The 24,495-nt window shown below is 72.7% G+C and carries 20 protein-coding genes, 1 tRNA gene and 2 pseudogenes; 10 read left to right on the forward strand and 13 right to left on the reverse strand.

Annotated elements, in window-relative coordinates; translation table 11 throughout:
* The first annotated feature begins 15 nt into the window (after positions 1-15).
* On the forward strand, positions 16-1,065 hold the full coding sequence (locus ACZ5NH_RS00390) for an MASE1 domain-containing protein (protein ID WP_468772061.1): 1,050 nt from the start codon (positions 16-18) through the stop codon (positions 1,063-1,065).
* Positions 1,066-1,077: 12 nt separating this feature from the next.
* Here the strand turns inward: ACZ5NH_RS00390 and ACZ5NH_RS00395 are convergent, their stop codons facing one another.
* Positions 1,078-1,464 (reverse strand): hypothetical protein, encoded by a 387-nt coding sequence (locus tag ACZ5NH_RS00395; RefSeq protein WP_468772063.1) that lies wholly within the window; start codon positions 1,462-1,464, stop codon positions 1,078-1,080.
* A gap of 273 nt (positions 1,465-1,737) precedes the next feature.
* Here ACZ5NH_RS00395 and ACZ5NH_RS00400 point away from each other — a divergent pair, with 273 nt between their 5' ends.
* From ACZ5NH_RS00400 to ACZ5NH_RS00410, 3 genes and pseudogenes are all read left to right on the forward strand, one after another.
* On the forward strand, positions 1,738-2,151 hold the full coding sequence (locus tag ACZ5NH_RS00400) for a hypothetical protein (RefSeq protein WP_468772679.1): 414 nt from the start codon (positions 1,738-1,740) through the stop codon (positions 2,149-2,151).
* Positions 2,076-3,365, forward strand: coding sequence for an L-seryl-tRNA(Sec) selenium transferase (selA, locus tag ACZ5NH_RS00405; protein ID WP_468772652.1), 1,290 nt, complete (start codon positions 2,076-2,078; stop codon positions 3,363-3,365). Before ACZ5NH_RS00400 ends, selA begins: the two co-directional genes overlap by 76 nt.
* Positions 3,365-5,059, forward strand: a pseudogene (locus tag ACZ5NH_RS00410) (GTP-binding protein); the annotation flags it as partial. The gene selA and the pseudogene ACZ5NH_RS00410, both read left to right, overlap by 1 nt.
* An 83-nt stretch (positions 5,060-5,142) precedes the next feature.
* Here the strand turns inward: ACZ5NH_RS00410 and ACZ5NH_RS00415 are convergent.
* A tRNA-Sec gene (locus ACZ5NH_RS00415) sits at positions 5,143-5,235 on the reverse strand.
* A gap of 37 nt (positions 5,236-5,272) precedes the next feature.
* Between ACZ5NH_RS00415 and selD the strand changes: the two genes are divergently transcribed.
* Positions 5,273-6,292, forward strand: coding sequence for a selenide, water dikinase SelD (gene selD / locus ACZ5NH_RS00420; protein ID WP_468772064.1), 1,020 nt, complete (start codon positions 5,273-5,275; stop codon positions 6,290-6,292).
* Positions 6,293-6,297: 5 nt separating this feature from the next.
* Here selD and fdh read toward each other — a convergent pair whose 3' ends face one another.
* The 6 genes from fdh to ACZ5NH_RS00450 all read right to left on the reverse strand — a co-directional run bounded on the left by fdh (position 6,298) and on the right by ACZ5NH_RS00450 (position 14,889).
* A complete protein-coding gene (fdh, locus tag ACZ5NH_RS00425) occupies positions 6,298-9,558 on the reverse strand; it encodes a formate dehydrogenase (RefSeq protein ID WP_468772066.1) in 3,261 nt (1,086 codons plus the stop codon).
* Positions 9,559-10,020: 462 nt separating this feature from the next.
* Positions 10,021-11,538: an MFS transporter gene (locus ACZ5NH_RS00430; protein WP_468772067.1), complete on the reverse strand. Its 1,518-nt coding sequence runs from the start codon at positions 11,536-11,538 to the stop codon at positions 10,021-10,023.
* Positions 11,539-11,717: 179 nt separating this feature from the next.
* Positions 11,718-12,731, reverse strand: a complete 1,014-nt coding sequence (nrfD, locus tag ACZ5NH_RS00435; protein WP_468772068.1) for an NrfD/PsrC family molybdoenzyme membrane anchor subunit — start codon at positions 12,729-12,731, stop codon at positions 11,718-11,720.
* Entirely contained in the window at positions 12,728-13,744 is a 1,017-nt protein-coding gene (locus ACZ5NH_RS00440; RefSeq protein ID WP_468772070.1) for a 4Fe-4S dicluster domain-containing protein, read from the reverse strand. The genes nrfD and ACZ5NH_RS00440 overlap by 4 nt, the downstream gene beginning before the upstream one ends.
* Positions 13,745-14,007: 263 nt before the next feature.
* Positions 14,008-14,454 carry an ATP-binding protein gene (locus ACZ5NH_RS00445; protein WP_468772072.1) on the reverse strand — a complete coding sequence of 149 codons (447 nt, stop codon included), beginning with the start codon at positions 14,452-14,454 and terminating at the stop codon, positions 14,008-14,010.
* Between the two features lie 261 nt (positions 14,455-14,715).
* Positions 14,716-14,889, reverse strand: coding sequence for a CsbD family protein (locus ACZ5NH_RS00450; protein WP_468772074.1), 174 nt, complete (start codon positions 14,887-14,889; stop codon positions 14,716-14,718).
* A gap of 157 nt (positions 14,890-15,046) precedes the next feature.
* Between ACZ5NH_RS00450 and ACZ5NH_RS00455 the strand changes: the two genes are divergently transcribed.
* Both ACZ5NH_RS00455 and ACZ5NH_RS00460 read left to right on the forward strand, forming a co-directional pair.
* On the forward strand, positions 15,047-15,469 hold the full coding sequence (locus ACZ5NH_RS00455; RefSeq protein ID WP_468772076.1) for a MarR family winged helix-turn-helix transcriptional regulator: 423 nt from the start codon (positions 15,047-15,049) through the stop codon (positions 15,467-15,469).
* On the forward strand, positions 15,466-17,262 hold the full coding sequence (locus ACZ5NH_RS00460) for an MFS transporter (protein ID WP_468772077.1): 1,797 nt from the start codon (positions 15,466-15,468) through the stop codon (positions 17,260-17,262). The genes ACZ5NH_RS00455 and ACZ5NH_RS00460 overlap by 4 nt, the downstream gene beginning before the upstream one ends.
* A 175-nt stretch (positions 17,263-17,437) precedes the next feature.
* On the opposite strand, the gene ACZ5NH_RS00465 is transcribed toward ACZ5NH_RS00460, so the two are convergent.
* The 3 genes from ACZ5NH_RS00465 to mgrA all read right to left on the reverse strand — a co-directional run bounded on the left by ACZ5NH_RS00465 (position 17,438) and on the right by mgrA (position 19,514).
* Positions 17,438-18,061: a DedA family protein gene (locus ACZ5NH_RS00465; protein ID WP_468772079.1), complete on the reverse strand. Its 624-nt coding sequence runs from the start codon at positions 18,059-18,061 to the stop codon at positions 17,438-17,440.
* 65 nt (positions 18,062-18,126) lie between these two features.
* Entirely contained in the window at positions 18,127-18,309 is a 183-nt protein-coding gene (locus tag ACZ5NH_RS00470; protein WP_468772081.1) for a hypothetical protein, read from the reverse strand.
* A 161-nt stretch (positions 18,310-18,470) separates the two neighbouring features.
* Positions 18,471-19,514: an L-glyceraldehyde 3-phosphate reductase gene (gene mgrA, locus ACZ5NH_RS00475; protein ID WP_468772082.1), complete on the reverse strand. Its 1,044-nt coding sequence runs from the start codon at positions 19,512-19,514 to the stop codon at positions 18,471-18,473.
* A gap of 277 nt (positions 19,515-19,791) precedes the next feature.
* Here mgrA and ACZ5NH_RS00480 point away from each other — a divergent pair.
* Positions 19,792-20,001, forward strand: a pseudogene (locus ACZ5NH_RS00480) (MFS transporter); the annotation flags it as partial.
* A 156-nt stretch (positions 20,002-20,157) separates the two neighbouring features.
* Positions 20,158-21,000, forward strand: a complete 843-nt coding sequence (locus ACZ5NH_RS00485) for a chitosanase (protein ID WP_468772084.1) — start codon at positions 20,158-20,160, stop codon at positions 20,998-21,000.
* Between the two features lie 9 nt (positions 21,001-21,009).
* On the opposite strand, the gene ACZ5NH_RS00490 is transcribed toward ACZ5NH_RS00485, so the two are convergent.
* Positions 21,010-21,630, reverse strand: a complete 621-nt coding sequence (locus tag ACZ5NH_RS00490) for a DUF4328 domain-containing protein (RefSeq protein WP_468772085.1) — start codon at positions 21,628-21,630, stop codon at positions 21,010-21,012.
* A 159-nt stretch (positions 21,631-21,789) separates the two neighbouring features.
* Between ACZ5NH_RS00490 and pgm the strand changes: the two genes are divergently transcribed.
* A complete protein-coding gene (pgm, locus tag ACZ5NH_RS00495; RefSeq protein WP_468772087.1) occupies positions 21,790-23,430 on the forward strand; it encodes a phosphoglucomutase (alpha-D-glucose-1,6-bisphosphate-dependent) in 1,641 nt (546 codons plus the stop codon).
* A 60-nt stretch (positions 23,431-23,490) separates the two neighbouring features.
* Here the strand turns inward: pgm and ACZ5NH_RS00500 are convergent, their stop codons facing one another.
* Positions 23,491-24,408, reverse strand: a complete 918-nt coding sequence (locus ACZ5NH_RS00500; protein ID WP_468772089.1) for an SGNH/GDSL hydrolase family protein — start codon at positions 24,406-24,408, stop codon at positions 23,491-23,493.
* Positions 24,409-24,495 lie beyond the last annotated feature (87 nt).

The following is a 24,495-nucleotide window of genomic DNA, read 5'->3' on the forward strand; positions in this document are numbered from 1 at the left end:
GGCCGCCGGTGTGAGATGGCTGCTGTGGTGGGTATCGACGATCTGCGCCGGCCGGGCGACTACGCCGTCCAGGTACTGGCCGTCGCGGCCTGCTACTACGCCGCGGCACGGCTCGGACTCCTGCGCGAACTCTCCGTCGAGGGCGCCGTCGTCACCCCCATCTGGCCTCCGACCGGCGTCGCCGTCGCCGCCCTGCTGATCCTCGGCCTGCGCTGCTGGCCCGGCATCACGATCGGCGCCCTGTTCGCCGTGCTGTCCCTGACCACGCCGCGTATCGAGGTGCTCGGCACGCTCGCCGGACAGACCTGTGCGCCGGTGTGCGCGGCGCTCCTGCTGCGCCGGGCCCGCTTCCACACCGATCTCGGCCGGCTGAAGGACGGCGTCGCCCTGGTGTTCCTGGGCGCGCTGCCCGCCATGCTGATCAGCTCGACCGTCGGCGTCGGCCTCCTCGTCCTCATGGACAAGCTGAACATGGAGAGCTTCTGGCCCGTCTGGCTGGCCTGGTGGGTGGGCGACGCCATGGGCGTGCTGCTCGTCACCCCGCTGCTGCTGTCGCTCCACGGCGCGCGCCGGCCGCCGTCCCTCGGCCGCTGGAAGGAGGCGACCGCGCTGGCCGTCGTGACATTCCTGCTCGTGCCCCTGGCCGTCTACAGCTCGATCAGCGCGCTCTACCTCGTCTACCCGCTCCTCATCTGGGCCGCCCTGCGCTTCCAGCTCGTGGGCAGCATGCTGTGTGCGCTGCTGATGTCCGTGGTGGCCACGGTCGCGGCGACCGACCGTGCCGGGGCCTTCGCCGGGCTGAGCCGGATCGAGATCATGGCGAAGCTCCAGACGTTCAACGGCGCGATGGCCCTGACCGCGCTCCTGCTGTCCGCGCTGATCACCGAGCAGCGCAACACCCGCCGCTCGGTGGAGAAGGCCTGCCAGGAACTGGTCGAGGTCCTGGAACACCTCACCGCCGGCGAGGCCCCACCGCCCCGGGCACAGCGGGACACCGAGGGCGCCGGGGGTGCCGGGGGTGCCGACGGCGCGGACGGCCGGCCCTGGCCGACCGCACCACCGTAACGGTGGTGCGTGTCACCGGTCGGACCGGTTCACTGGCCCTTCGTCGTCGCTGCCCGGCTCCGCCGAGCACTTACGTGACCTGATGTCCCGGGGAGTGGGGGTCGGCGGGTGCGCGGCCCCGGCGGCACCGGGCTGACCGCCGCCGGTCGTGCCATAGCCGCCTGGGATACCCGGCGGCCTGTCCGCGGCGGCCTCGGCCTCGCTCACCTGGCGCCTGGCCCTGATCCCGGCCCGGCGCTCCGGGTACGGGTACTCGAACGGCTGGGCGGAGGCACGCTCGCGCTCGGCCTCGCGCTGCCGGCGCGCGGCCCGCTCGGCGGCCGTCGCGCTCTCGCCCTGTCGGCCGCGGTCCTCGCCGTGCGAACGGCCGTTGTCGTGCGTGCGGTCCCTGTCCTTCATGCCGCGCCGAGTACCCGGGCGGTGGCCGCCGCCAACACCCTCCGGCGTGTCGAACGGCCGGTCCGGGGCACTGGGGGACGATGGGTGGGGCCGGACGGGCCCGGGCCGGACCGGAGGGACAGGCGCGGATGGAGCGGCGGACGGTGAACGCGGCGGACCGGCACACCGGAGCGGCCGGGCCCGACGCCACCCGCCCGGAAGCGCGCGACGGCACGACCGCACGACCATCGGACCGTGTCGAGCGGCCGGCGGTTCACGCGGAACGGCCACCGGATGACGCCGACCGGCCATCGGACCGTGTCGAGCGGCCGGCGGATCGCGCCGGACGGCCGCCGGTTCACGTCGACCGGCCATCGGACCGTCTCGAGCGGCCGGCGGCTCACGTCGAACGGCCGCCGGTTCACGTCGACCGGCCATCGGACCGTCTCGAGCGGCCGGCGGATCGCGCCGAACGGCCACCGGATCGGGCCGAACGCCAACCCGATCGCGCCGTACGGCCACCGGACCACGTCGAACGGCCGGCGGATCGCGCCCTACGATCATCGGGTCGCGCCGAACGCCAACCGGACCACGCCGCACGGTCACCCGAGAGCACCGACTCCCGCCGGCGTATCCCGCGCACCGACCACCTGCTGGGCGACCCCCGGCTGTCGGCCGCGGTGGACCGGCTCGGTGCCGGTGTGGTGAAGGCCGCCGTGCGCGCCGCGCAGGAGCGGGCCCGGGCGGGCGGCATCCTGCCCGAGCAGGTGCCGGAGGCGGCCGTGGCCCTGCTGCCCGGTACCGCGAGCGGACTGCGCCCCGTGATCAACGCCACCGGGGTGCTGCTGCACACCAACCTCGGCCGGGCCCCGCTGTCCAGCGCCGCCCGGCGGGCCGTCCAGGAGGCCGCCGGGCCCACGGACGTCGAACTGGACCTGGTGACCGGGGTACGCGCCCGCCGCGGCCGCTCCGCCCTCGCCGCCCTGCACGCGCGCGTGCCGTCCGCCGGGGCCGCGCACGTCGTCAACAACGGCGCCGCCGCCCTGGTGCTCGCCGCCACCGCCCTCGCGGCCGGCAAGGAGATCGTCGTCAGCCGGGGCGAGATGGTGGAGATCGGCGACGGCTTCCGGCTGCCCGACCTGCTCGTCTCGACCGGCGCCCGGCTCCGCGAGGTCGGCACCACCAACCGCACGACCGCGGCCGACTATGCCGCCGCGCTCGGCCCGGACACCGGGTTCGTGCTCAAGGTGCATCCGTCCAACTTCCGCATCACCGGCTTCACCAGGTCCGCCGGGACCGCGGACCTCACCGGTCTCGGCGCCCCGGTCGTCGTCGACATCGGCTCCGGACTGCTCGCCCCGCATCCGGCGCTGCCCGAGGAACCCGACGCCGACACCGAACTCCGCGCGGGCGCCGCCCTCGTCACCGCGAGCGGCGACAAACTCCTCGGCGGCCCCCAGTGCGGGCTGCTGCTGGGCGAGCAGGACCTGGTCCGCGCCCTCGCCCGGCACCCGCTGGCCCGGGCCCTGCGTGTCGACAAGCTGACCCTGGCCGCCCTGGAGGCCACCCTCACCGGCCCGCCCACCCCGACCGCCCTCGCCCTCACCGCCGACCCGGCCGGCCTGCGAGTCCGTGCCGACCGGCTCGCCGGCACTCTCGCCGCCGACGGCATCGACGTACGGGCCGTCGCCTCCACCGTCACCGTCGGCGGCGGAGGCGCTCCCGGCGTCACCCTGCCCAGCGCTGCGCTCTCCCTGCCCGAGCCGTACGCCGCCGCGCTGCGCACCGCCCCGGCCCCCGTCGTCGGACGGCTGGAGGCGGGCCGCTGCCTGCTGGATCTGCGCGCGGTGCCCGAGCGGGACGACGCACGGCTGGCCGATGCCGTGCGGTCCGCCCGGCCGGGAGGGGAGAGGGGGACGTGATGCGGGTGCTCGCCACCGCGGGCCATGTCGACCACGGCAAGTCCGCCCTGGTACGGGCCCTCACCGGCATGGAGCCCGACCGCCACGAGGAGGAGCGGCGCCGCGGGCTCACCCTGGACCTGGGCTTCGTATGGACGCGGCTCGGCCCGGACGCGGACCACCTCGCCTTCGTCGACGTGCCCGGGCACGAACGCTTCGTGCCGACCATGCTGGCCGGGGTCGGACCGGTGCCCGCCGTGCTGTTCGTGGTCGCCGCCGACCAGGGCTGGCAGCCCCAGTCCGAGGAGCACCTCGCCGTCCTCGACGCCCTCGGCGTCCGGCACGCGGTCCTCGCCGTGACCCGCAGCGACCTCGCCGACCCCGAGGCCGTACGCACCGACGCCGTCGACCGGCTGGCCCAGACTTCACTGGGCAAGGTCCCCGCGGTCGCCGTGAGCGCGGTCACCGGTGCGGGACTGGACGAGCTGCACGGTGAACTGGCCCGGCTGGCAGGTGAGTTGACCGATCCCGACCCCGATGCCGACGTACGGCTGTGGCTCGACCGGGCCTTCACCGTGCGCGGACACGGCACGGTGGTGACCGGCACGCTCGGTGCGGGCACTCTGCGCGTCGGCGACCGGCTGGTCACCGGGGACGGCTCGGCCGTGCTCCGGGTGCGCGGGCTGCAGACCCTGCACCAACAGCGGACGGCGGTCAGCGGGGTGGCCCGAGTGGCGGTCAATGTGCACGGCCGGGGCGCCGACGGGCTGCGCCGGGGACAGGTGCTGCTGACCCCCGACCGCTGGCTGGGCAGCGCGGTGCTCGACGTACGGCTCACCGGCGAGCCGGCCCATGAACTGCCCCGCTCGGTCACCCTGCACATCGGCACCGCCGCCGTGCCCGTCACCGTCCGTCCCCTCGGCGAGGACACCGCCCGGCTCACCCTCGCCCGGGGCCTGCCCCTGCGGGTCGGCGACCGCGCGGTGCTGCGCGAACCGGGCGGCAGCCGCATGCCCTGCGGGGCCACCGTCCTCGACGTACGACCGCCCCGGCTGACCCGGCGCGGCGCCGGCCGGGCCCGCGCCGCCGAACTCGCCGCCCTGACCGGCCGCCCCGACGGCGCCGCCGAACTGCGCCGCCGCGGGCTGATCCGACGCGCCGACCTGCTGGCGATGGGCTTCCCGGCCCCCGCCGAACCCGTCACGGGCGACTGGCTGGCGGACGACACGTACTGGACCGCCCTCAAGGACCGGCTGGCCGGCGAGGTCGACCGGTACGCGAGGGAACACCCACTGGAGCCGGGCCTGCCCGCCGAGGCGGCCCGCCGGCTGCTGGGCCTGCCCGACCGGGGCCTCGTCGACGCCCTGGCCGACGCCACGCCCCGTCTCCGCAGCGGGCAAGGACGGCTGTACTCCTCCGGCGACCACCACCCCGGCCTGCCCCCGCCCGTCCGCGCCGCCGTGGACGCCGTACGCGAGGACCTCGCCCGTACGCCCTTCCGTGCCCCCGAGGCCGGACGGCTCACCGAACTCGGCCTGGACCGCAGGGCACTGGCAGCCGCCGTCACGGCCGGTGCGCTGCTGCGGATCGCCGACGGTGTCGTGCTGCTGCCCGGCGCCGACGCCGAGGCCGCCGCCGTACTGCGCACCCTGCCCCAGCCGTTCACGCTCAGCGAGGCCCGGCACGCGCTGGACACCACCCGGCGGGTCGCCGTACCTCTGCTGGAGTTCCTGGACGCCCGGGGCCACACCGAGCGCGTCGACGACCAGCGCCGGCGCTGCCGTACGGACGCGGTGAACGGAGGCGGACGGGAATCGAACCCGCCGGCCCGAGATCCTCGGGCCCCTCGGTTTTGAAGACCGGGAGGGCCACCAGGCACCCACACGCCTCCACCGCTCGTCAGGCTACTGCCCCAGGAGACCGCCGCCATGACATCGACATCCCCGCCGATCCATCCGGCGCCCGTCCGGCTCACCCAGTACGCGCACGGCGGCGGCTGTGCCTGCAAGATCCCGCCCGGAGAGCTGGAGGAGGTGGTCGCCGGGCTGACCGTGCCTCAGCTCGCCGGGGGCGACACGCTGCTGCTCGTCGGACTCTCCACCGGCGACGACGCCGCCGTGGTCACCCACCGGGGCACCGCCGTCGTCTGCACGGCCGACTTCTTCACCCCGGTCGTGGACGACCCCTACGACTGGGGGCGCATCGCCGCCGCCAACGCGCTGTCCGACGTGTACGCGATGGGCGGCCGGCCGGTGCTCGCCGTGAACCTGCTGGCCTGGCCGCGCGACCGGCTCCCCTTCGACCTGGCCCGCGAGGTGCTGCGCGGCGGCCTGGACATCGCCACCGAGGCCGGCTGCCATGTCGGCGGCGGGCACAGCGTCGACGACCCGGAACCCAAGTACGGCATGGCGGTCACCGGTCTCGCCGACCCCGAGCGGCTGCTGCGCAACGACGCCGGCCGGCCCGGACTGCCGCTGTCGCTGACCAAGCCGCTCGGCCTGGGCGTGCTGAACAACCGGCACAAGGTCACCGGGGAGCGGTTCGAGCAGGCCGTCGCCACCATGACGGCGCTCAACCGGGACGCCGCCGAGGCCGCCCTCGCCGCCGGGGCCCGGTGTGCCACCGACGTGACCGGGTTCGGCTTCCTCGGCCATCTGCACAAGCTGGCACGGGCCTCCGGCGTGACCGCCGTGGTCGACACCGCCGCCGTCCCGTACCTGGACGCGGCCCGGGAGGCCGTCCGGGACGGATACGTCAGCGGCGGCACCCGGCGCAACCTCGAATGGGTCGCCCCGCACACCGACTTCGGGGACGCCGACGCCGACACCCGGCTGCTCCTGGCCGACGCCCAGACCTCCGGCGGGCTGCTGGTCGCAGGCGAGGTGCCCGGGGCGCCGGTGGTGGGGGAGCTGGTGCCGCGCGGATCCCACTCGATCGTCCTCCGGTAGGGCGGCTACGGCTCCGTTCCCGTGTGCTCGTCGATGCCCGCCCGGGCCCGGTAGGCCCGCACCAGCGCCACCGACGCCGGACCCCGGGGCCGGCGGCCCGGCCGGATGTCCACGGCGAACGCCTTCGACTCCTGGATGTGCGTGTTCGGGTCCAGGGACAGATGCAGCAGCTCATTGGCCGCGTCCCCGGTGCTGTAGCCGTTGGGACCCCAGTGGTACGGCAGCCCCACCTGGTGCAGTCTGCGGCCGTGCACCGTCAGCGGCGCCATCCGGTCCGTCACCAGCACCCGTGCCTCGATCACCGCGCGAGCGCTGACGATCGTGGCCCAGCCGGTGTGTTCCAAGCCGCGTTCGGCCGCGAGCTCCGGGGAGACCTCACAGAAGAACTCCGGTTGCAGCTCGGCCAGATACGGCTGCCAGCGGGACATGCCGCCCGCCGTGTGGTGCTCGGTGAGCCGGTAGGTGGTGGCCACGTACGGGAACACCTGTGAGCCGGGCTCGTCGCCGCTCGGCTGATAGCGGTTGTCGGGGAGCGTGGGCATCAACTGCCGCACAGGGTTGCGCTGTTGGTCGTAGAGCAGGTTCGGGAAGGGCGAGTCCTGCGGCTCGTAGTGGGCCGGCAGTGGGCCGTCGGTGAGTCCGGACGGCACGTACAGCCAGGCCTTGCCGTCGGCCTGCATGATGAACGGGTCCGTGCCGGACAGCGCTGCCGGACCGGTCGCGTCCTCGGGCGGCACGTGATCGGGCGACTTGTCCTTCTTGAAGTCGGGCACGTCGTGCCCGGACCACTCGCCCTTGTCCGGGTCCCACCACACCAGCGCCTTGCGCTCGCTCCAGGGCCTGCCCCGCGGGTCGGCGGAGGCGCGGTTGTAGAGGATCCGCCGGTTGGCGGGCCAGGCCCAGGCCCACTCTGCGGCCACCCAGTCCTGCTCCCGGCCGGGCTTGCGGCGGGCGGCCTGGTTGACGCCGTCGGCGCGGACACCGCAGTAGATCCAGCAGCCGCAGGACGTCGAGCCGTCCGGTTTCAGCTCCTCGTAGGAGGACAGCGGACTGCCCTCGGCGTCGTGGCCGTTGATCTCGGCGAGGACGGCCTCCGCGTCCGGTTCGGCGAGCCGGCCATGCGTCGGATAGTCCCAGGCCAGGTCGAGCACGGGCCGGTCCATCTCGTCGGCGGACCCGGCGAGCTTCTCCCGGATGATCCGCCCCAGGTGGTAGGTGAACCACAGGTCGCTGCGCGACTCGCCGGGCGGTTCGACCGCCTGGTGGTGCCACTGCAGCAGCCGCTGGGTGTTGGTGAAGCTGCCGTCCTTCTCGGTGTGCGCGGCGGCCGGCAGGAAGAACACCTCGGTGCGGATGTCCTCGGTGCGCAGCTCACCGGTCTCGATCTCGGGCCCGTCCAGCCACCAGGTCGCCGACTCGATCAGCGAGAAGTCCCGGACGACCAGCCAGTCCAGGTTCGCCATGCCGAGCCGCATCAGTTTGGAGTTGGCGTTGCCCACGGCCGGGTTCTCGCCGTACAGGAAGTAGCCCTTGCAGGTGCCCTCCAGCTGGGCCATCGTCGTCTCGTACGTCGAGTGGCTGCCGGTCAGCCGTGGCAGGTAGTCGAAGCAGAAGTCGTTGTCGGCCCGCGCCGCGTCACCCCAGTAGGCCTTGAGCAGGCTCACGAGGTACGAGCGCATGTTGCCCCAGTAGCCCTTGTGGGCCGCGTCGGCCTGCACGAAGGCGTCCAGGTCCTGGTTCTGGTGCGCGTGCGGCATCGGGATGTAGCCCGGCAGCAGGTTGAACAGGGTCGGGATGTCCGTGGAGCCCTGGATGGAGGCGTGTCCGCGCAGCGCGAGAATGCCGCCGCCCGGCCGGCCGATGTTGCCGAGCAGGGTCTGCAGCACACAGGCCGCCCGGATGTACTGCACGCCGACCGTGTGCTGGGTCCAGCCGACCGCGTAGGCGAAGGCCGTCGTCCGGTCGCGGCCGGAGTTCTCCGTGACCAGCTCGCACACCTGCCGGAACAGCTCCCGCGGCACTCCGCAGATCTCCTCGACCATCTCCGGTGTGTAGCGGGCGTAGTGCCGCTTGAGTACCTGGAAGACACAGTGCGGATGAGCCAGTGTCTCGTCGCGCTCCGGCTCACCCTCGGGGATCACCGCGCCGCCGGCCCCGTGCGCCTCGCCCCGTGCCGCCGCGGTCACCGAACTGCCGCCGCCGGTGCGCTTCTCGTACTCGTGGTCGCGCTCCCCGGAGGCCGCCTGGATCTCGGTGCCCTCGTACTGCCAACTTCCGTTGTCATAGGAACGGTTCACGGCGTCCAGGCCGGAGAAGACACCCGCCAGGTCCTCGGTGTCCCCGAAGTCCTCCCGGACGATCACCGGGGCGTTGCTGTAGGCCACGACGTAGTCGCGGAAGTACTTCTCGTGCTCCAGCACGTAGTTGATGATCCCGCCGAGGAAGGCGATGTCCGTGCCCGCGCGCAGCGGTACGTGCAGGTCGGCCAGCGCGCTGGTGCGGGTGAACCGCGGATCGACATGGATCACCTTCGCGCCCCGCGCCTTGGCCTCCATCACCCACTGGAACCCGACCGGATGGCACTCGGCCATGTTCGAGCCCTCGATGACGATGCAGTCCGAGTTCTGCAGATCCTGCTGGAAGGTGGTCGCGCCGCCGCGTCCGAACGAGGTTCCCAGACTGGGAACGGTGGAGGAGTGTCAAACGCGCGCCTGGTTCTCGATCTGGATCGCGCCGAGCGCCGTGAACAACTTCTTGATCAGGTAGTTCTCTTCGTTGTCGAGCGTGGCCCCGCCGAGGCTCGCGATGCCGAGGGTGCGCCGGGTGCGGGCCTCGTCGACCTCCCACTGCCAGCCCGCCCGGCGCGCCTCGATCACCCGGTCGGCGATCATGTCCATCGCCGTGTCGAGGTCCAGGCACTCCCACTCGGTGCCGTGCGGACGCCGGTAGAGGACCTGGTGCTCGCGGGCGTCCCCGGTGGTCAGCTGCAGGCTCGCCGCGCCCTTGGGGCACAGCCGGCCGCGCGAGATCGGGGAGTCCGGGTCGCCCTCGATCTGGGTGACCTTCCCGTCCTGGACGTACACGTTCTGGCCGCAGCCCACCGCGCAGTACGGGCAGACGGATTTCACCACCCGGTCGGCCGTGGCCACCCGGGGCTCCAGCCGCTCGCTGTGCCCGCTCTTCGCCGCGGCACCCCGGCCCAGCGGATCGGTGCCCGTCAACTGCCGGTAGACCGGCCAGGAGTCGATCCAGGTGCGCACGCCCACAGCCACTCCTCCCGCTCGGTCCCTCGATCTTCCCGCATCCGCGCGGTCACGGCATTTCTTGCGTCGGCGGGGAGTACCCCGGCCGGGCGGGGCCAAACGGACCCGGCGGCTCCCGGGCTGGTCCTGGGTGAATCGGGAAGAACAGGAGCAGCAGGGAATCGCCCTGCCCGCGCCGCGTCCGGAGTTGATTCCGCCGGGCGGACGTCGATGGGGGAGGTGCGGTTCGGGTTGCCGCCGTTGTCGGGCCTGGGGGCTTGGGCAGGCAGGTGTGGCGGGCGTCGATGGGCTGTGGGCGGCCTGGCTCGGGCCAGGTGAGCGGTGCCGCTCTTGTGGGCCTGACCATGGGTGTTGGCTGCTTCTCCCGGTGGCCGCCGATGCGGGGAGGTGCGGTCCGGCTGCCGCCGGTGTCGGGCCTGGGGCCGGGCCGGTTCGGGTTGCCGCTGTCGTCGGGCCCGGGCTGGGTCAGGTCTGGCGGGCGTGCATGGGGCTGTTGGCGACCTCGTCCGGGCATTTCCGGTGCGAGGGGCGGGTGCGCCGGTCGCGTCGCCAGTCGGATGTCGCGAGGGAGAGTGACGCCGCCATGCCGACGAGGGCGACGCCCAGCGCGGTGACGAGCGCGGCGCGGTAGTCGTGGCTCCTGCCCAGCACCAGGTAGAAGAAGCCGGGCAGGGCGGCGGTACCGACCGCGGCACCGAGCCGCTGCCCCGTCTGCAGGGCGCCGCCCGCCGCACCCGCCATGCGCACGGGCACGTTCCGCAGCGTCATGGTGATGTTGGGGGAGACCACGCAGCCGCTGCCGACGCCGCCGAGGAACAGCACCGGGGCGGCGAGCCAGGGCGCGATGCCGAGGGGCGCGAGACGGAGCAGCAGCGCGGTGCCCCCGAGGCCGACGATCACACCCGTCAGGCCGCACACGGTGAGCAGGCGGCCGTAGCGGTCCACCAGCCGGCCGGCGACCACGGCCGCGCCCGCCGAGCCCAGGGCGAAGGGAGTCACGGCGAGCCCGGACCGGAGCGGGGAGAAGCCCAGACCGTGCTGGTAGAAGAGCGCGAAGACCAGCCACACACCGCTGAACCCGATGAAGTACAGCGTGCCGACTCCGGCACCGACGGCGTATCCGCGCACGGTGGTGAACAGGCGCGGGTCGAGCAGTGGCTCGGCGCCCCGCGCGACGAGGCGGCGCTGCCACCAGGCGAAGACGGCGAGGATCGCCGCGCCGACGAGGAACAGCCACCACACGCGACCGATGCCGCCGGACTCCGCCTGGACCAGCGGGAACATCACCGCGAGGACGCCGAGGCCGAGCAGCAGGACGCCGGGCAGGTCCACGCGTCCCCGTCCGGACCGCCGGGTCCGGGGCAGCAGGCGGCGGGCGAGGAGGACGGCCAGGATGCCGATGGGGACGTTGACATAGAAGATCCACCGCCAGCCCTGGGCGCCGGAGGCCAGCGCGAGGATGGCGCCGCCGGTGATGGGGCCGGTCGCGGACGATATGCCGACGGTGGCGCCGAAGAAGCCGAAGGCGCGGCCGCGTTCGGCGCCTCGGAACATCTGCTGGATGAGCGCGGAGTTCTGCGGGGCCATGAAGCCCGCCGCCAGCCCCTGGGCGAGCCGGGCCACCACCAGCGCCGTGATGCCGGGCGACGCTCCACAGGCCGCGCTGAAGATCACGAAACCGCTCAGGGCCAGCAGGAAGATGCGGCGCCGGTCCAGCGCGTCGCCGAGGCGGCCGGCGGTGACGAGGGCCAGGGCGAAGGCGAGGGCGTATCCGGACACCACCCACTGCACCTGCGCGGGGGAGGCGTGCAGCTCGCGCTGGATCGTGGGCAGGGCGACCGCCACGATCGTCACGTCCAGCAGGCTCATGAAGCCGGCCACCAAGGTGACCCACAGGGCCCGCCACCGTTGCGGATCCGGCTCGTATCCGGCCTCCTGGGCGCCCGGGTGCCGGCCCTCCGCCGCTGACCCCGACGCTGTCACATGGGCTCCTCTCGCCGCCCCCGGCCCCGGATCACCGGCGCCGCCCGCGGCGGACCAAGTTCCCCACGCGGCACGGAGCACACACCGCGCCGTGCCGTCGGCAGGCCGCCAACGCCGAGGACGCACACGACACCGGCACCTCTGGCACGGTCCATACCGCCCGTCCGTTGGTCACGCGGTCAGCGGTCGCGCCGCTCCAGCCGCTCCCGCTGCGGTACGACGGTGTACTTCGGATCCTCCGCGGAGGCGACCCCGGCGTGGAACACACCGAAGCGCAGGGCCGCCGAGCCGGTGAGCAGCGCCGCTCCCGCCACCAGGGCCAGGCGCCGGTCCCGCCCGCAGCACAGGGCGAGGGCGGCGCCGCCCGCCGTGAGCGACCGTGCCGCACGCAGCAGCAGGTGTGGCCTGCCCTGTTCGAAGGGCTCCGCGGTCAGGCCCATGCGCCGCTTCATCGTCTGGAACGCGCCCAGTTCCAGGGCGGCACCGAGCACGGCCAGCCGACGGGCCGGCCCCGTCTGGGCGGTCGGGGCCGCGACCAGGGCCAGGCCGGAGGCCGCGGCAGCGGCGGAGCCCGCGAAGACGAACGGCAGCTCGCGGTAGCCCTCGTGCCAGGACGGCACCGCCGTGTCCGAGAGCAGTACCGCCGTGTACGTGGCCACGGCCGGGCCGAGGACGGCGGCGGCCGCTGTCGCGGCCGTGCCCAGCAGCCGGTACCGGCCCGCCACCTCAGTCGCCGCGGCGGTCAGCGTCAGCGGCGCGTACCCCGCGAGCAGCCAGGAGCCCACGCTCATGGGGGAAGTGGGCTTCAGGACGCGCAGCATGTTCAGGAACCGGGCCGGCCTGCCCAGGTCATGGACGAGCGCGGCCAGCGACAGGGAGATGGCCCCGGCGGCCCCGAGCTTCGCGGGAGCCGCGAGCCCCGGCCGCCCGGTGACCTGGCCGCCGGCCGCGAGCAGCGAGGACGCCCCGGCCAGACCGCCGAGATACAGGTATCCGGCGATGTCCAGGGGTTTCCATGTCGGCCTTTTCACCACCGGTTTGCCGTAGTACGACGAGAAGGAGGCGTCCGGAACCATCGGCTGCTCGCCCCGCCCGCGACGATGCCGGCGGCGCCGTCCGCCTCGGCCCGTGGGCGCCGCCCTGCCGGGCCGTGCGCCCTGAACGCCGTGCCGGGTGACGTCCGACTCGCTCATCGCGGCCTCCTCGCGAAGCTGCCCAGGGCGAGGGCCAGCAGCGTGCCGGCGGCCAGTGCCGCGTGCCGCCACATGTCGGGCAGATCGCGGGTGGTGACCACCGGATCCGGCGGGAGGCCGTAGACCTCCGGCTCGTCCAGCAGCAGGAAGAACGCGCCGTCGCCGCCGACCCCGTCGTCCGGACTCTCGCCGTACAGCCGTGCGTCGGTCACGCCGGCCGCGTGCAACCGTGCCACCCGGGCCTGCGCCCGCTCCCGCAGCTCGTCCAGCGGGCCGAACTGGATGGAGTCCGTGGGACAGGACTTGGCGCAGGCGGGCTCCATGCCGACGCCGAGCCGGTCGTAGCACAGCGTGCACTTCCACACCCGGCCGTCGTCCTTACGCTGGTCGATGACGCCGTAGGGACAGGCGGGCACGCAGTAGCCGCAGCCGTTGCAGATGTCCTCCTGGACGACGACCGTGCCGAACTCGGTGCGGAACAGCGCGCCGGTGGGGCACACGTCCAGACAAGCAGCGTGCGTGCAGTGCTTGCACACGTCGGAGGACATCAGCCAGCGCAGCTCGGTGCGGCCGTCCGGGGACAGGGGGGCGATCTGGCCGGCGGGCGCGCCCTCGGGGGCCTGCCCGGGCGGGGGAGTGGTGGTTCCCGGGCCGGGGGAGGAGGCATCGGTGCCGAGGCGGGCCGCGGCGGCGAACACGTCGACGTCCTCGTGCGCGACCCCGGGTTCCGGCCGGCCGAACGGCCCCCGCTGCTCGATGAAGGCCACGTGCCGCCAGGTGTCCGCGCCGAGGCTCTGTGTGTTGTCGTACGACATGCCGGTCAGGACCAGACCGTCCTCCGGGATGGCGTTCCACTCCTTGCACGCCACCTCGCAGGCCTTGCAGCCGATGCACACCGAGGTGTCGGTGAAGAAGCCCATCCTCGGCGGGGCGTCCGGGTATCCGGAGTCCCCGGCCACGTCCGGCTGGGGGCCGTACCACAGATGTCCGCGGGCCTCGTCGCCGTCCCTCATCGCCGTACCTCCTCACACGTCCTGTCATACGGGGTGCTGCTGACGGCGGGCGGGCTCGTCTTTCGGTCCGTGCCGGGTCGCTCACTCTCGGTGTTCTGCTTCGAGCCTGGCACGGGTGCCCCGGCTCCGCGCGCCCGAAACGGCGCCCGCGCTGCCGCGTGCGTAGGACCCGCCGCTCCTCGTGGACGCGGGGTACTTGGCCCCACCGGATGCGTCCGGCCGTACGGGTGAACGGGGACACCACACCGCCCTGCTCGGCCGGCTCACGGCTCCTCGGCGGTGAGCGGCACGGTGGCGGTGATCCGTTTGCCGTGGGGCAGCCAGGTCACTTCGAGGGCGCGGGAGAGCACCGCGACGAGGTGCAGCCCGTGCCCGCCGACTCGGCTGGGATCGGGAGGGTGCCGCCGGGGCGGGTCGGTGGAGGTGTCCGACACCGTGATGCGCAGGGCGCCGGCCTCGGGCAGCACTTCCAGGCTCAGGGTGCACGGACCGGGCGCGTGTTTGGCCACGTTGGTGACGAGTTCGCTGGCGACGAGCCGGGCGTCCTGCACCGAGCGCCGCGGGGGCGCGGGGCGCACACCCGCGAGCAGCGCGGCGACGGCGTCCCTGGCGTCCCCGATGCCGGCCACGGCGTCGTCCCAGGTACGGCTGTGGCGCAGGGGCGCGGGGCGGGCCTGCGTCCTGGTGTGCGTCCCGAGCGGGATGTCCATGCGTCGTTGCCCTTTTCGTGCGGTGCCAGTGGCCCTTCCGGTACGGACGGGATCCTCCCGTCCCTGCGCGGATACCCGCTGAACCGTCGGTCAAGGGGACGTACGCCGCGAATCCTCCGGTTGCCCTTGAAGCCCTGGTCGCAGGGCCGCGGGCCGGGTGCGCGCATGGCGGAACGGGTCCGGGAGGTCCGCTGGATCTCCCGGACCCGTTCGGAATCGGACGAGCCGTCGATCCGGCGCGGCTCGGTGCTTGAAGGCGGCTCAGTGCTTCAAGGTGTCCTTGCCCTTCTCCTTGGCCTGCCGGGCGTCGCCGAGCGCGCCTTCCATACGGCCCTCGGCCTCCATCCGCTCATTGCCGACGGCGCGGCCTATGGCCTCCTTCGCCCTCCCCTTGGCCTGCTCCTTCTTGCCCTTTGCCTTCTGGCTGCCTGCCATCGGGTGTCACATCCCAACGTTGTGCGGGGTCTGTCCACAGTCGGTTTGCCCTTGTACAGCCACCCAAACAGGAAATTGTGGATATATTCCCCGGCGCGGGCCTGATTGCTTACCCTTGGTTGAACAGTCCAGACTGATAAATCTATCGTTAGTAATCGTGGACACCGTTGCACTCGCCGCCGCACTGCGGCTGGCCATGGGCCGGATCGTCCGCCGGCTGCGGCAGGCACACGCGGTCGGCGACGTGACGTTGTCCGGCGTGTCGGTACTGGCCCGCCTGGCCCGTACCGGTCCGGACTCGCCCGGCTCGCTCGCCGAACTGGAACGCGTCCGGCCGCAGGCGATGGCCGGCACCCTCGCCGGGCTCGAACAACGCGGACTGGTCAGCCGTACCCCCGACACGGCCGACGGCCGCCGGGCCATCGTCTCCATCACCGAGGAGGGACGGACCATGCTGGAGCAGCGCCGCTCCGAGTCCGTGAGCCGTCTCGCCCACGCCCTGGACGAGTTCACCCCGCGGGAACGGCAGGCCCTGTACGACGTGCTGCCCCTGCTCGACCGGCTGGCGGAGCGGCTGTGACCGGCCCCGCGTCCGCCGGTGGCATACGCGGCCGCCTCCTCGCCCGATCGGCCCGCCTCAGGGACAGGCCCCCCGGCCCCGGCTACAAGTGGGTCGCGCTCTCCAACACGACCCTCGGTGTCCTGATCGCCACGATGGACGCCTCCATCGTGATCATCTCGCTGCCGGCGATCTTCCGGGGGATCGGCCTGGACCCGCTCGCGGTCGGCAACATCGGCTATCTGCTGTGGATGATCCTCGGCTATCTGCTGGTCTCGGCCGTGCTGGTGGTCGTGCTCGGCCGGCTCGGCGACATGTTCGGCCGGGTCCGCATCTACAACTTGGGCTTCCTGGTCTTCGCCTGCGCCTCCGTCGCCCTGTCCCTCGATCCGTTCCGGGCGGGCGCGGGCGCGCTGTGGCTGATCCTGTGGCGGATCGTGCAGGCCTTCGGCGGCTCCATGCTCACCGCCAACTCGGCGGCCATCCTCACCGACGCCTTCCCGGACCGGCAGCGCGGCATGGCCCTCGGCATCAACCAGATCACCGCGCTCGCCGGGCAGTTCCTCGGCCTGCTCGCCGGCGGCCTGCTGGCCGCGGTCGACTGGCGTGCGGTGTTCTGGGTGAGCGTCCCGGTCAGTGTCACCGGCACCGTCTGGTCGTACCTGAGCCTGCGCGAGACCTCGGCCGGCGGGCGCGGCCGGATCGACTGGCTCGGCAACCTCACCTTCGCCTCGGGCGCGGGCATCCTCCTCGCGGGCATCACTTACGGCATCCAGCCCTACGGCGGCCACCCCACCGGCTGGACCAACCCCTGGGTGCTCACGGGCCTGATCGGCGGCGTGTTCCTGCTGCTGGTGTTCTGCCTGGTCGAGACGCGGGTCGCGGAGCCCATGTGCCGGCTGTCGCTGTTCCGGGTGCGGGCTTTCGCGGCCGGCAACCTGGCCGCCCTGCTCACCGCGATCGCCCGCGGCGGACTGCAGTTCATGCTGATCATCTGGCTGCAGGGCATCTGGCTGCCGCTGCGCGGCTACGACTTCGCGGACACCCCGCTGTGGGCCGGCATCTTCATGCTGCCGCTCACCCTGGGCTTCCTGGTCGCCGGGCCGCTCTCCGGCTATCTGTCCGACCGCTTCGGCGCCCGCCTCTTCTCCACCGCCGGACTGGTCGTCGTCGCCGGGTCCTTTCTCGGCCTGCTGGCCCTCCCCGTGACCTTCGACTACGGCGTCTTCGCGACGCTGCTGCTGCTCAACGGCCTCGGCCAGGGCATGTTCTCGTCGCCCAACACCTCCTCCATCATGGGCAGCGTGCCCGCCCGCCATCGGGGTGTGGCCTCCGGGATGCGCTCCACCTTCCAGAATTCGGGTACGGCCCTGTCCATCGGCGTCTTCTTCTCGCTGATGGTCTCCGGTCTCGCGGGCACCCTGCCGAAGACGCTGAGCAGCGGACTCCAGGCGCACGGCGTGCCCGCCTCGGCCGCGCACGACGTGGCCTCACTGCCGCCCGTCAGCACCCTGTTCGCCACGTTCCTCGGCGACAATCCCATCGGCCATCTGCTCGGCGCCGGCGGCACGCTGGACCATCTGACCGCCGCCCAGCGGGCCACCCTGACCGGCCACACCTTCTTCCCGGAGCTGGTCTCCGGGCCCTTCCACCACGGCCTGACCATCGTCTTCGGCGTGGCCGCGGGCATGGCCCTGGTCTCCGCGCTCGCCTCCGCCCTGCGCGGCGGCCACGCGCGTGCCGTCGACGACACCCGGCAGGCGGGGGCTGCGGACCACACGGAGAAGGCCCGGCCCACGCGCACCTCGCCCTAGACGGCGGAGCAGGTGGGCGACCGGAGGGCCGGACACGGCGAAGCTCCCCCAGCACTTCTCCGAACCGGGGGAGCCCCTGACCATCGACCTCGGGCCGCGGTCCTCTCTCCAGTGTGCGGCCGTCGGTACGGGGGCGGGCCACGTGACAGTCCCCTCCTGCCTGGAGCGGGGCGGATCAGACCTCGCGGCGCCGCCGTACGCAGTGCCGTACGACGAGGGCGGCGATCAGCACGCCGACGGCGACGAGGACGTAGACCTCGTACCGCGAGACCTCGTCGTACACCGTCGTGATGTGGCTGCCCACCAGGTAGGCCAGGGTCGTCCACAGACCGACCCAGAGGGCGGCGCCCAGCGCGTTGAAGGTGAGGAAGCGGCGCCAGTGCATGCCCGAGGTGCCGGCGATGATGCCGTTGGCCTGGCGCAGGCCCTCGATGAACCGGGCCACGGTCACGATCTTGCCGCCGTGCCGGCGGAAGAACTCCTCAGCCGCCTGGAACCGCTGCGGCGGCAGGAAGACGTATCTTCCCCACCGGTGCACGAAGGGCCGCCCGCCCCACCGGCCGATGCCGTAGCCGATGTTGTCCCCGACGACGGCCGCGGCGAACGCGATGACCGCCACGGCCACGATGTTCAGCCGTCCCGCGCCCGCGTACACCCCGGCGGCCAGCAGGATCGTCTCGCCCGGCGCGGGCACTCCGAAGTCCTCCACCAGGACGACGGCCCCCACGGCCCAGTAACCGTAGTGGCCGAGCAGCGGCGCGAGATGCGCCAGCGGACCAGGCAGGGGAGGGGCGGCCATGCCTCCACGGTACGTCGCCGCGATCAGCGTGCCGGTTCCCTCGTGGAGGCGGGCCGGTGCGGGGACTACGAGTCGGAGCGCAGGATGCCCTCGTCGTCGGCCGGGAGGCCTTGGCACATGTGGCACAGTTCGTGGTCCCCGTCGCGGGTGACCACCGTGCCCCAGCCCAGGCACACCTCGCAGTCGTCGGCGAGGTTCAGGTCGGGGCGGGGAGGCAGAAGGGGGCTGCGGTGGGCTCCGTGTGCCATGAGAGGAGCGGCTCCTTGGACATCGCGAGTGAATCTGACGGCGCTGTCGTCCGCGTTGACAACGCTGTCCATATGACGTCCATTATGTCGGTTTTATTCCGACTGTCTGTGACGAACGTCACAGACAGCCTGCCTCATTCCCAGGGACCACCCGCCCGGTGTCAGCCCAGCTGGCCCAGCCGCGCCTCACGCCACAGGTCCACGCCGCCGTCGGTCGCGTACTTGTCGATCTCGGCCAGCTCCTCCGGGTCGAACCGCAGGTTCTCCAGCGCGGCGACGTTCTGCTCCAGCTGCTCGGTGCGGGAGGCGCCGATGACGAGCGACGTGACCCGCTCGTCGCGCAGGGCCCAGGCCAGCGCCATCTGTGCCAGCGTCTGACCACGCCGTGCCGCGATGTCGTTCAGTGCGCGCAGCCGCTGCCGCATGTCGTCCGTCAGCCAGGAGGCGTCGAAGGACGTGCCGCGCGCCGCCCGCGAGTCCTGCGGCACACCCTCCAGGTAGCGGCCGGTCAGCAGGCCCTGGGCGAGCGCCGTGAAGCCGATGACGCCGAAGCCCTCCTCCTCCGCCGCGTCCAGCAGACCGTCGGTCTCGATCCAGCGGTTGAGCATGCTGTACGACGGCTGGTGGATCAGCAGCGGGGTGCCCAGCTCGCGCAGGATCGCCGCCGCCTGCCGGGTGCGCTCCGTGTCGTAGGAGGAGATGCCGACGTACAGCGCCTTGCCCTGGCGTACGGCCGTGTCGAGCGCCCCCATCGTCTCCTCCAGCGGCGTGGTGGCGTCCAGCCGGTGGGAGTAGAAGATGTCCACGTAGTCCATGCCCATCCGGCGCAGCGACTGGTCCAGCGAGGCGAGCACGTACTTCCGGGAGCCGCCGCCCTGCCCGTAGGGGCCGGGCCACATGTCCCAGCCCGCCTTGGTGGAGATCACCAGCTCGTCCCGGTACGGCGCGAGGTCCCGCTTCAGCAGCCGGCCGAGGTTCTGCTCGGCCGCTCCGTACGGCGGACCGTAGTTGTTGGCCAGGTCGTGGTGGGTGATCCCGAGGTCGAAGGCGCGCAGGGCGATCTCGCGCTGGGTCTCGAAGGGACGGTCGTCGCCGAAGTTGTGCCAGTAGCCCAGGGACAGGACGGGCAGGTCCAGCCCCGAGCGTCCGGTGCGCCGGTAGCGCATGGCGCCGGCGTAGCGTGCGGGGTCCGCGGCGTGGGTCATCGGGTCTTCTCCGGGTGGTGCCGTTAGGGGTCGCCCCTCCGTGTGCGGACGGGCCCGTCCACCCTGCGTCCGCGCGCCGCACAAGTCCAACCGCCGTACCGGATGGGACTGAGCGGCTCCGTTTCTGAATCGGGCCAAGGGGGCAGGCGGTGACCGGTGCGGTGGGGCGAGGAGGCGTTCGTGAGCGGTGCGAGGTCGGACGGGCGGCAGGGGGGCCGGTCCCGGTCGCGGACGCCGCAAGCCGTGGCGCGACTGCCCCGCCAGGTCCGCGACGGCCACCGGCGACGACCTGATGCCGGCCTACTGCCTGATGCTGGCCGGGGTCATCGGACTGCTGACGGTGAAGTTCCTGCCCGAGACCGCACAGGTGCCGCTCAAGGGGTCGCGGCCGATGGTCGGTTCGCGCGAGGAGCGGCGTGAACTGATCACCGTGTCACGCGAGTTGTACAGCTTCGTGCAGCAGCGGGACGGGGCCCGGCGCACCTGAGGCGCATCTGTCCGATCCAGCCCTCGTTCGATCGTACGAACTTCTCGCGAGCCTGCTTACCGAGCTGCCGCGCGTTTGATAGGAAACTTTCCTACCAATGTTGGACGCGGATCAGCACGGACCAACTACCCACCCCCCACTCCCGCTTGGAGCCCAGTGGTGAACGCAGACCGCGAGACCGCACCCCCCGCCCGCATATCCCGCCGGACCGTCGTCGCCCTGCTCGGCGCCGGCGTGGCCTCCGGAGCCCTGCTCGTGTCCCAGCGCGCGACCGCCGCCCCGGCGGCGGCATCGGGCCTCGACGACCCGGCGAAGAAGGAGATCGCCATGGAACTGGTGTCGAGCGCGGAGAACTCCTCGCTCGACTGGAAGGCCCAGTACAAGTACATCGAGGACATCGGCGACGGCCGCGGCTACACCGCCGGCATCATCGGCTTCTGTTCCGGCACCGGCGACATGCTCGACCTGGTCCAGTTGTACGCCGACCGCAAGCCCGGCAACGTCCTCGCCAAGTACCTGCCCGCCCTGCGCCAGGTCAACGGCTCCGACTCCCATGACGGCCTCGACCCCAACTACCCCAGGGACTGGCGCAAGGCCGCCCAGGACACCGTGTTCCAGCAGTGCCAGAACGACGAGCGCGACCGCGTCTACTTCAACCCCGCGGTCGCCCAGGGCAAGGCCGACGGCCTGCGCACCCTCGGCCAGTTCTGCTACTACGACGCCATCGTCATGCACGGCGACGGCGACGACCCGACCAGCTTCCGCAACATCCGGAGGCGCGCCCTGCGCAGCGCCAAGCCGCCGGCGCAGGGCGGCAACGAGACGACGTACCTCAACGCCTTCCTCGACGCCCGGGTGTGGGCCATGAAGCAGGAGGAGGCGCACAGCGACACCAGCCGTGTCGACACCGAGCAGCGGGTCTTCCTGCGCAAGGGCAACCTCGACCTGAACACCCCGCTCGACTGGAAGGTGTACGGGGACAGTTACCACATCGGGTGACGCGCCCGTCTAGGAGGCGTGCGACAGGCCGGCGGGCGCGGGTACCGGAGTCATGGACCCCAGCCCGGCGGCCAGACGCGCCGTGATCCGCTGGATCACGGCGATCGCCAGGACGGCGGCCAGCAGGTTGAGGCCTTCCGACGCCACCAGCAGCGGCAGCGAGGTGCCGCCGCCCAGGATCATGGCGGCCAGGGACAGCGCCGCGTGCCCGACCCAGGCCGCCCACCACACGTTCACCAGGACGTTCCCGCGGCCCTCATCGGCACCGCCGGGGTCGCTCGCGCGCTGTACGTCCAGCACGAGCCCGCGCGGAGCCCAGAGATTCATCACCGGTATCAGCCAGGCGACAACGGCCCACGCGACAGAGCCGCGCACCACACCGGGCGAGAGGAGCCCGGCGCAGCGCCAACAGCGGGCGAACCAGACGAGGAACAGCACTACCGCCGCCGTCATCGCGTTCACGAAGACCATCGACACCCGCCCGAAATCGGAGGCCGTGGCCGTCGCCGGATGCAGCAGATGAGCATGCAGCGTCAGCGCCCGGACCAGGTCGCCGCCGGCCGCCGCTGCCACGGCGAACTGCGTGCAACGCGCGAGGAACCAAGGAGCCTGGGCGGCGGATGCGGTCACGGTTGAAGACCTGTCTGTGGAAGGCGACCTGCACGGACGGCAGCACGGCACGAAGATCGGAGCACTGGATCATAGGGCGGTGCCCACTCGCATGTCAGGGCCCTGACGAGGAAAGATGGGCGGTGAGCGATCGATCCGACGACTCGGAGGAACGGACTCATGCCGCACGAGCGAGCCGGCCGGCCGGCCGGCCCCGAGGACCTTGTGGACGTGGCCCGGCTGGTCACGGCGTACTACGCACTGCACCCGGACCCGGCCGACCCGGTACAGCGGGTGGCGTTCGGCACCTCCGGGCACCGGGGCTCGTCCCTGGCAACCGCCTTCAACGAGGACCACATCGCCGCCACCAGCCAGGCCATCTGCGAGTACCGCGCGGACCAGGGAACGGACGGTCCCCTGTTCCTCGGCGCCGACACCCACGCCCTGTCCGAGCCCGCGAAGGTCACCGCGCTGGAGGTGTTCGCCGCCAATGGCGTCACCGTGCTCATCGACAGCGCCGACGGCTACACGCCCACCCCCGCCGTGTCGCTCGCGATCCTCACCCACAACCGCGGCCGCAGCTCCGGCCTCGCCGACGGCGTGGTCGTCACCCCCTCCCACAACCCGCCCGCCGACGGCGGCTTCAAGTACAACCCGCCGAGCGGCGGCCCCGCGGCCTCCGACGCCACCTCATGGATCCAGGACCGGGCCAACGAGATCATCACCGGCGGCCTGAAGGACGTACGCCGGGTGCCGTACGCGCGGGCGCTCGCCGCGGAGACGACCGGGCGGTACGACTTCCTCGGCGCCTATGTCGGCGATCTGCCGAGTGTGCTGGACCTGGACGCGATCCGCGCATCCGGCGTGCGCATCGGCGCCGACCCGCTCGGCGGGGCCTCCGTCGCCTACTGGGGCCGCATCGCCGAACAGCACGGCATCGACCTCACGGTGGTCAACCCGCACACCGATCCCACCTGGCGGTTCATGACGCTGGACTGGGACGGCCAGATCCGCATGGACTGCTCCTCGCCGTACGCCATGGCCTCCCTCATCGAGCAGCGCGACCGGTTCCGCATCGCCACCGGCAACGACGCCGACGCCGACCGGCACGGCATCGTCACCCCCGACGCGGGCCTGATGAACCCCAACCACTACCTCGCGGTCGCCATCTCCTACCTCTACCGGCACCGCGACCAGTGGCCCGCCGGCGCGGGAATCGGCAAGACGCTGGTCTCCTCCACGATGATCGACCGGGTCGCCGCCGACCTCGGCCGTCAACTGGTCGAGGTTCCGGTCGGGTTCAAGTGGTTCGTGGACGGACTGGCCGGCGGCGGCATCGGGTTCGGCGGCGAGGAGTCCGCCGGCGCCTCCTTCCTGCGCCGCGACGGCTCGGTGTGGACCACCGACAAGGACGGCATCCTGCTTGCCCTCCTCGCCTCCGAGATCACCGCTGTCACGGACCGGACCCCGTCGGAGCACTACGCCGACCTGACCGCCCGCTTCGGGGAACCCGCCTACGCCCGCATCGACGCTCCCGCGACCCGTGAACAGAAGGCGCTGCTGGGCAAGTTGTCACCGGCCCAGGTCACCGCCGACACGCTCGCCGGGGAGGCCGTCACGGGCGTCCTCACCGAGGCGCCCGGCAACGGCGCCGCGATCGGCGGTATGAAGGTCACCACGGAGAACGCCTGGTTCGCTGCGCGCCCTTCGGGCACCGAGGACGTGTACAAGGTCTACGCCGAGTCCTTCCTCGGCCCCGAGCACCTCGCCCGGGTCCAGGAGGAGGCCCAGGCCGTGGTACTGGGCGCGCTCGACGGCTGAGGGAACCTCGGCGGCGGGGCTGGGCCGGCCCGGTCACGGGGTTCGGCCCTGCCCCGGGGATCAGTCGTGGGCGCGGCCCTCCTCCAGCCTGTCCAGCACCGCCTGTGCCATGGCCTCCTCTCCCCTGGCGTTGGGGTGTGCCGGGGCGGCGGGCGCGGCCGGTTGGAGCGGCTCTATCCAGCGGTCCGCGGGTGCCTTGCACATGTCGTGCCCGACCGTGGGGCCGTAAGTGTCCACGTACTCGGCGCGGTTCACCCCGGCCACCAGGCGCAGCATCAGGTTCAGCCGCTTCTCGGTGTCCCGGAGATAGGGGAAGTCCTTCTGCGCGAACGGCACCTGCGGGAAGCAGCCGCTGCCGTCGTCGGGCAGCAGGTCCGGGTAGCCGACGACGACCACACGCGCGTGCGGCGCCCTCGCGTGCACGGCCCGCAGCACCCGGTCGACCTTCGGGGCGGCCTGGACGATCGCGAGGGCCAGCTGGTCGTAACCGGACGCCTCGTACGAGCGCTCGCAGGGGTTGCCCGTCGGGTCCTGGGCGGCCAGGTGGGCGCAGGTGCTGATGATCGGGCCGAAGCCGACGTCGTTGCCGCCGATCTGCACCGTCACCAGGCCCGTGTCCCGTCGCACGGCGTCGAGCTGGGGTGCGTTGGTGCCCTGCGCCTGCCACATCTCGGCGGTCGTCGCTCCGGCACAGCTGACGTCCTTGAAGGTGCTCACCTGACGCCGGTCCGCCACCAGCGAGGGGTAATTGTGGTCGGAGCGGGCGCAGTTGGCGTCCACCTGCTGCGGGATGCCGGGGCCCGAGGTGTAGGAGTCGCCCAGGGCGACGTAGTCGATGCCGCGACCGTGTTCCGCGGAGTGCGCGGAGGCCGGTGCCGTGGCGGCAGCGACAAGGACGCAACCGCCCAGCGCCGCCCCCACCACGGCGGCTCCCCGCCGGCCTCTCGCCCCGCCCGCCGCGCCAGTGCCGTTCGCCATGGATCCTCCCCCTGAGGCCGGTTCATCGCACGGTGCCGGCTCCGCAGAGCGGCCCTCGCGCGTTCGACTGGGTCTGTATACCGTCCG

It is taken from the genome of Streptomyces sp. NPDC031426 (assembly GCF_055581585.1).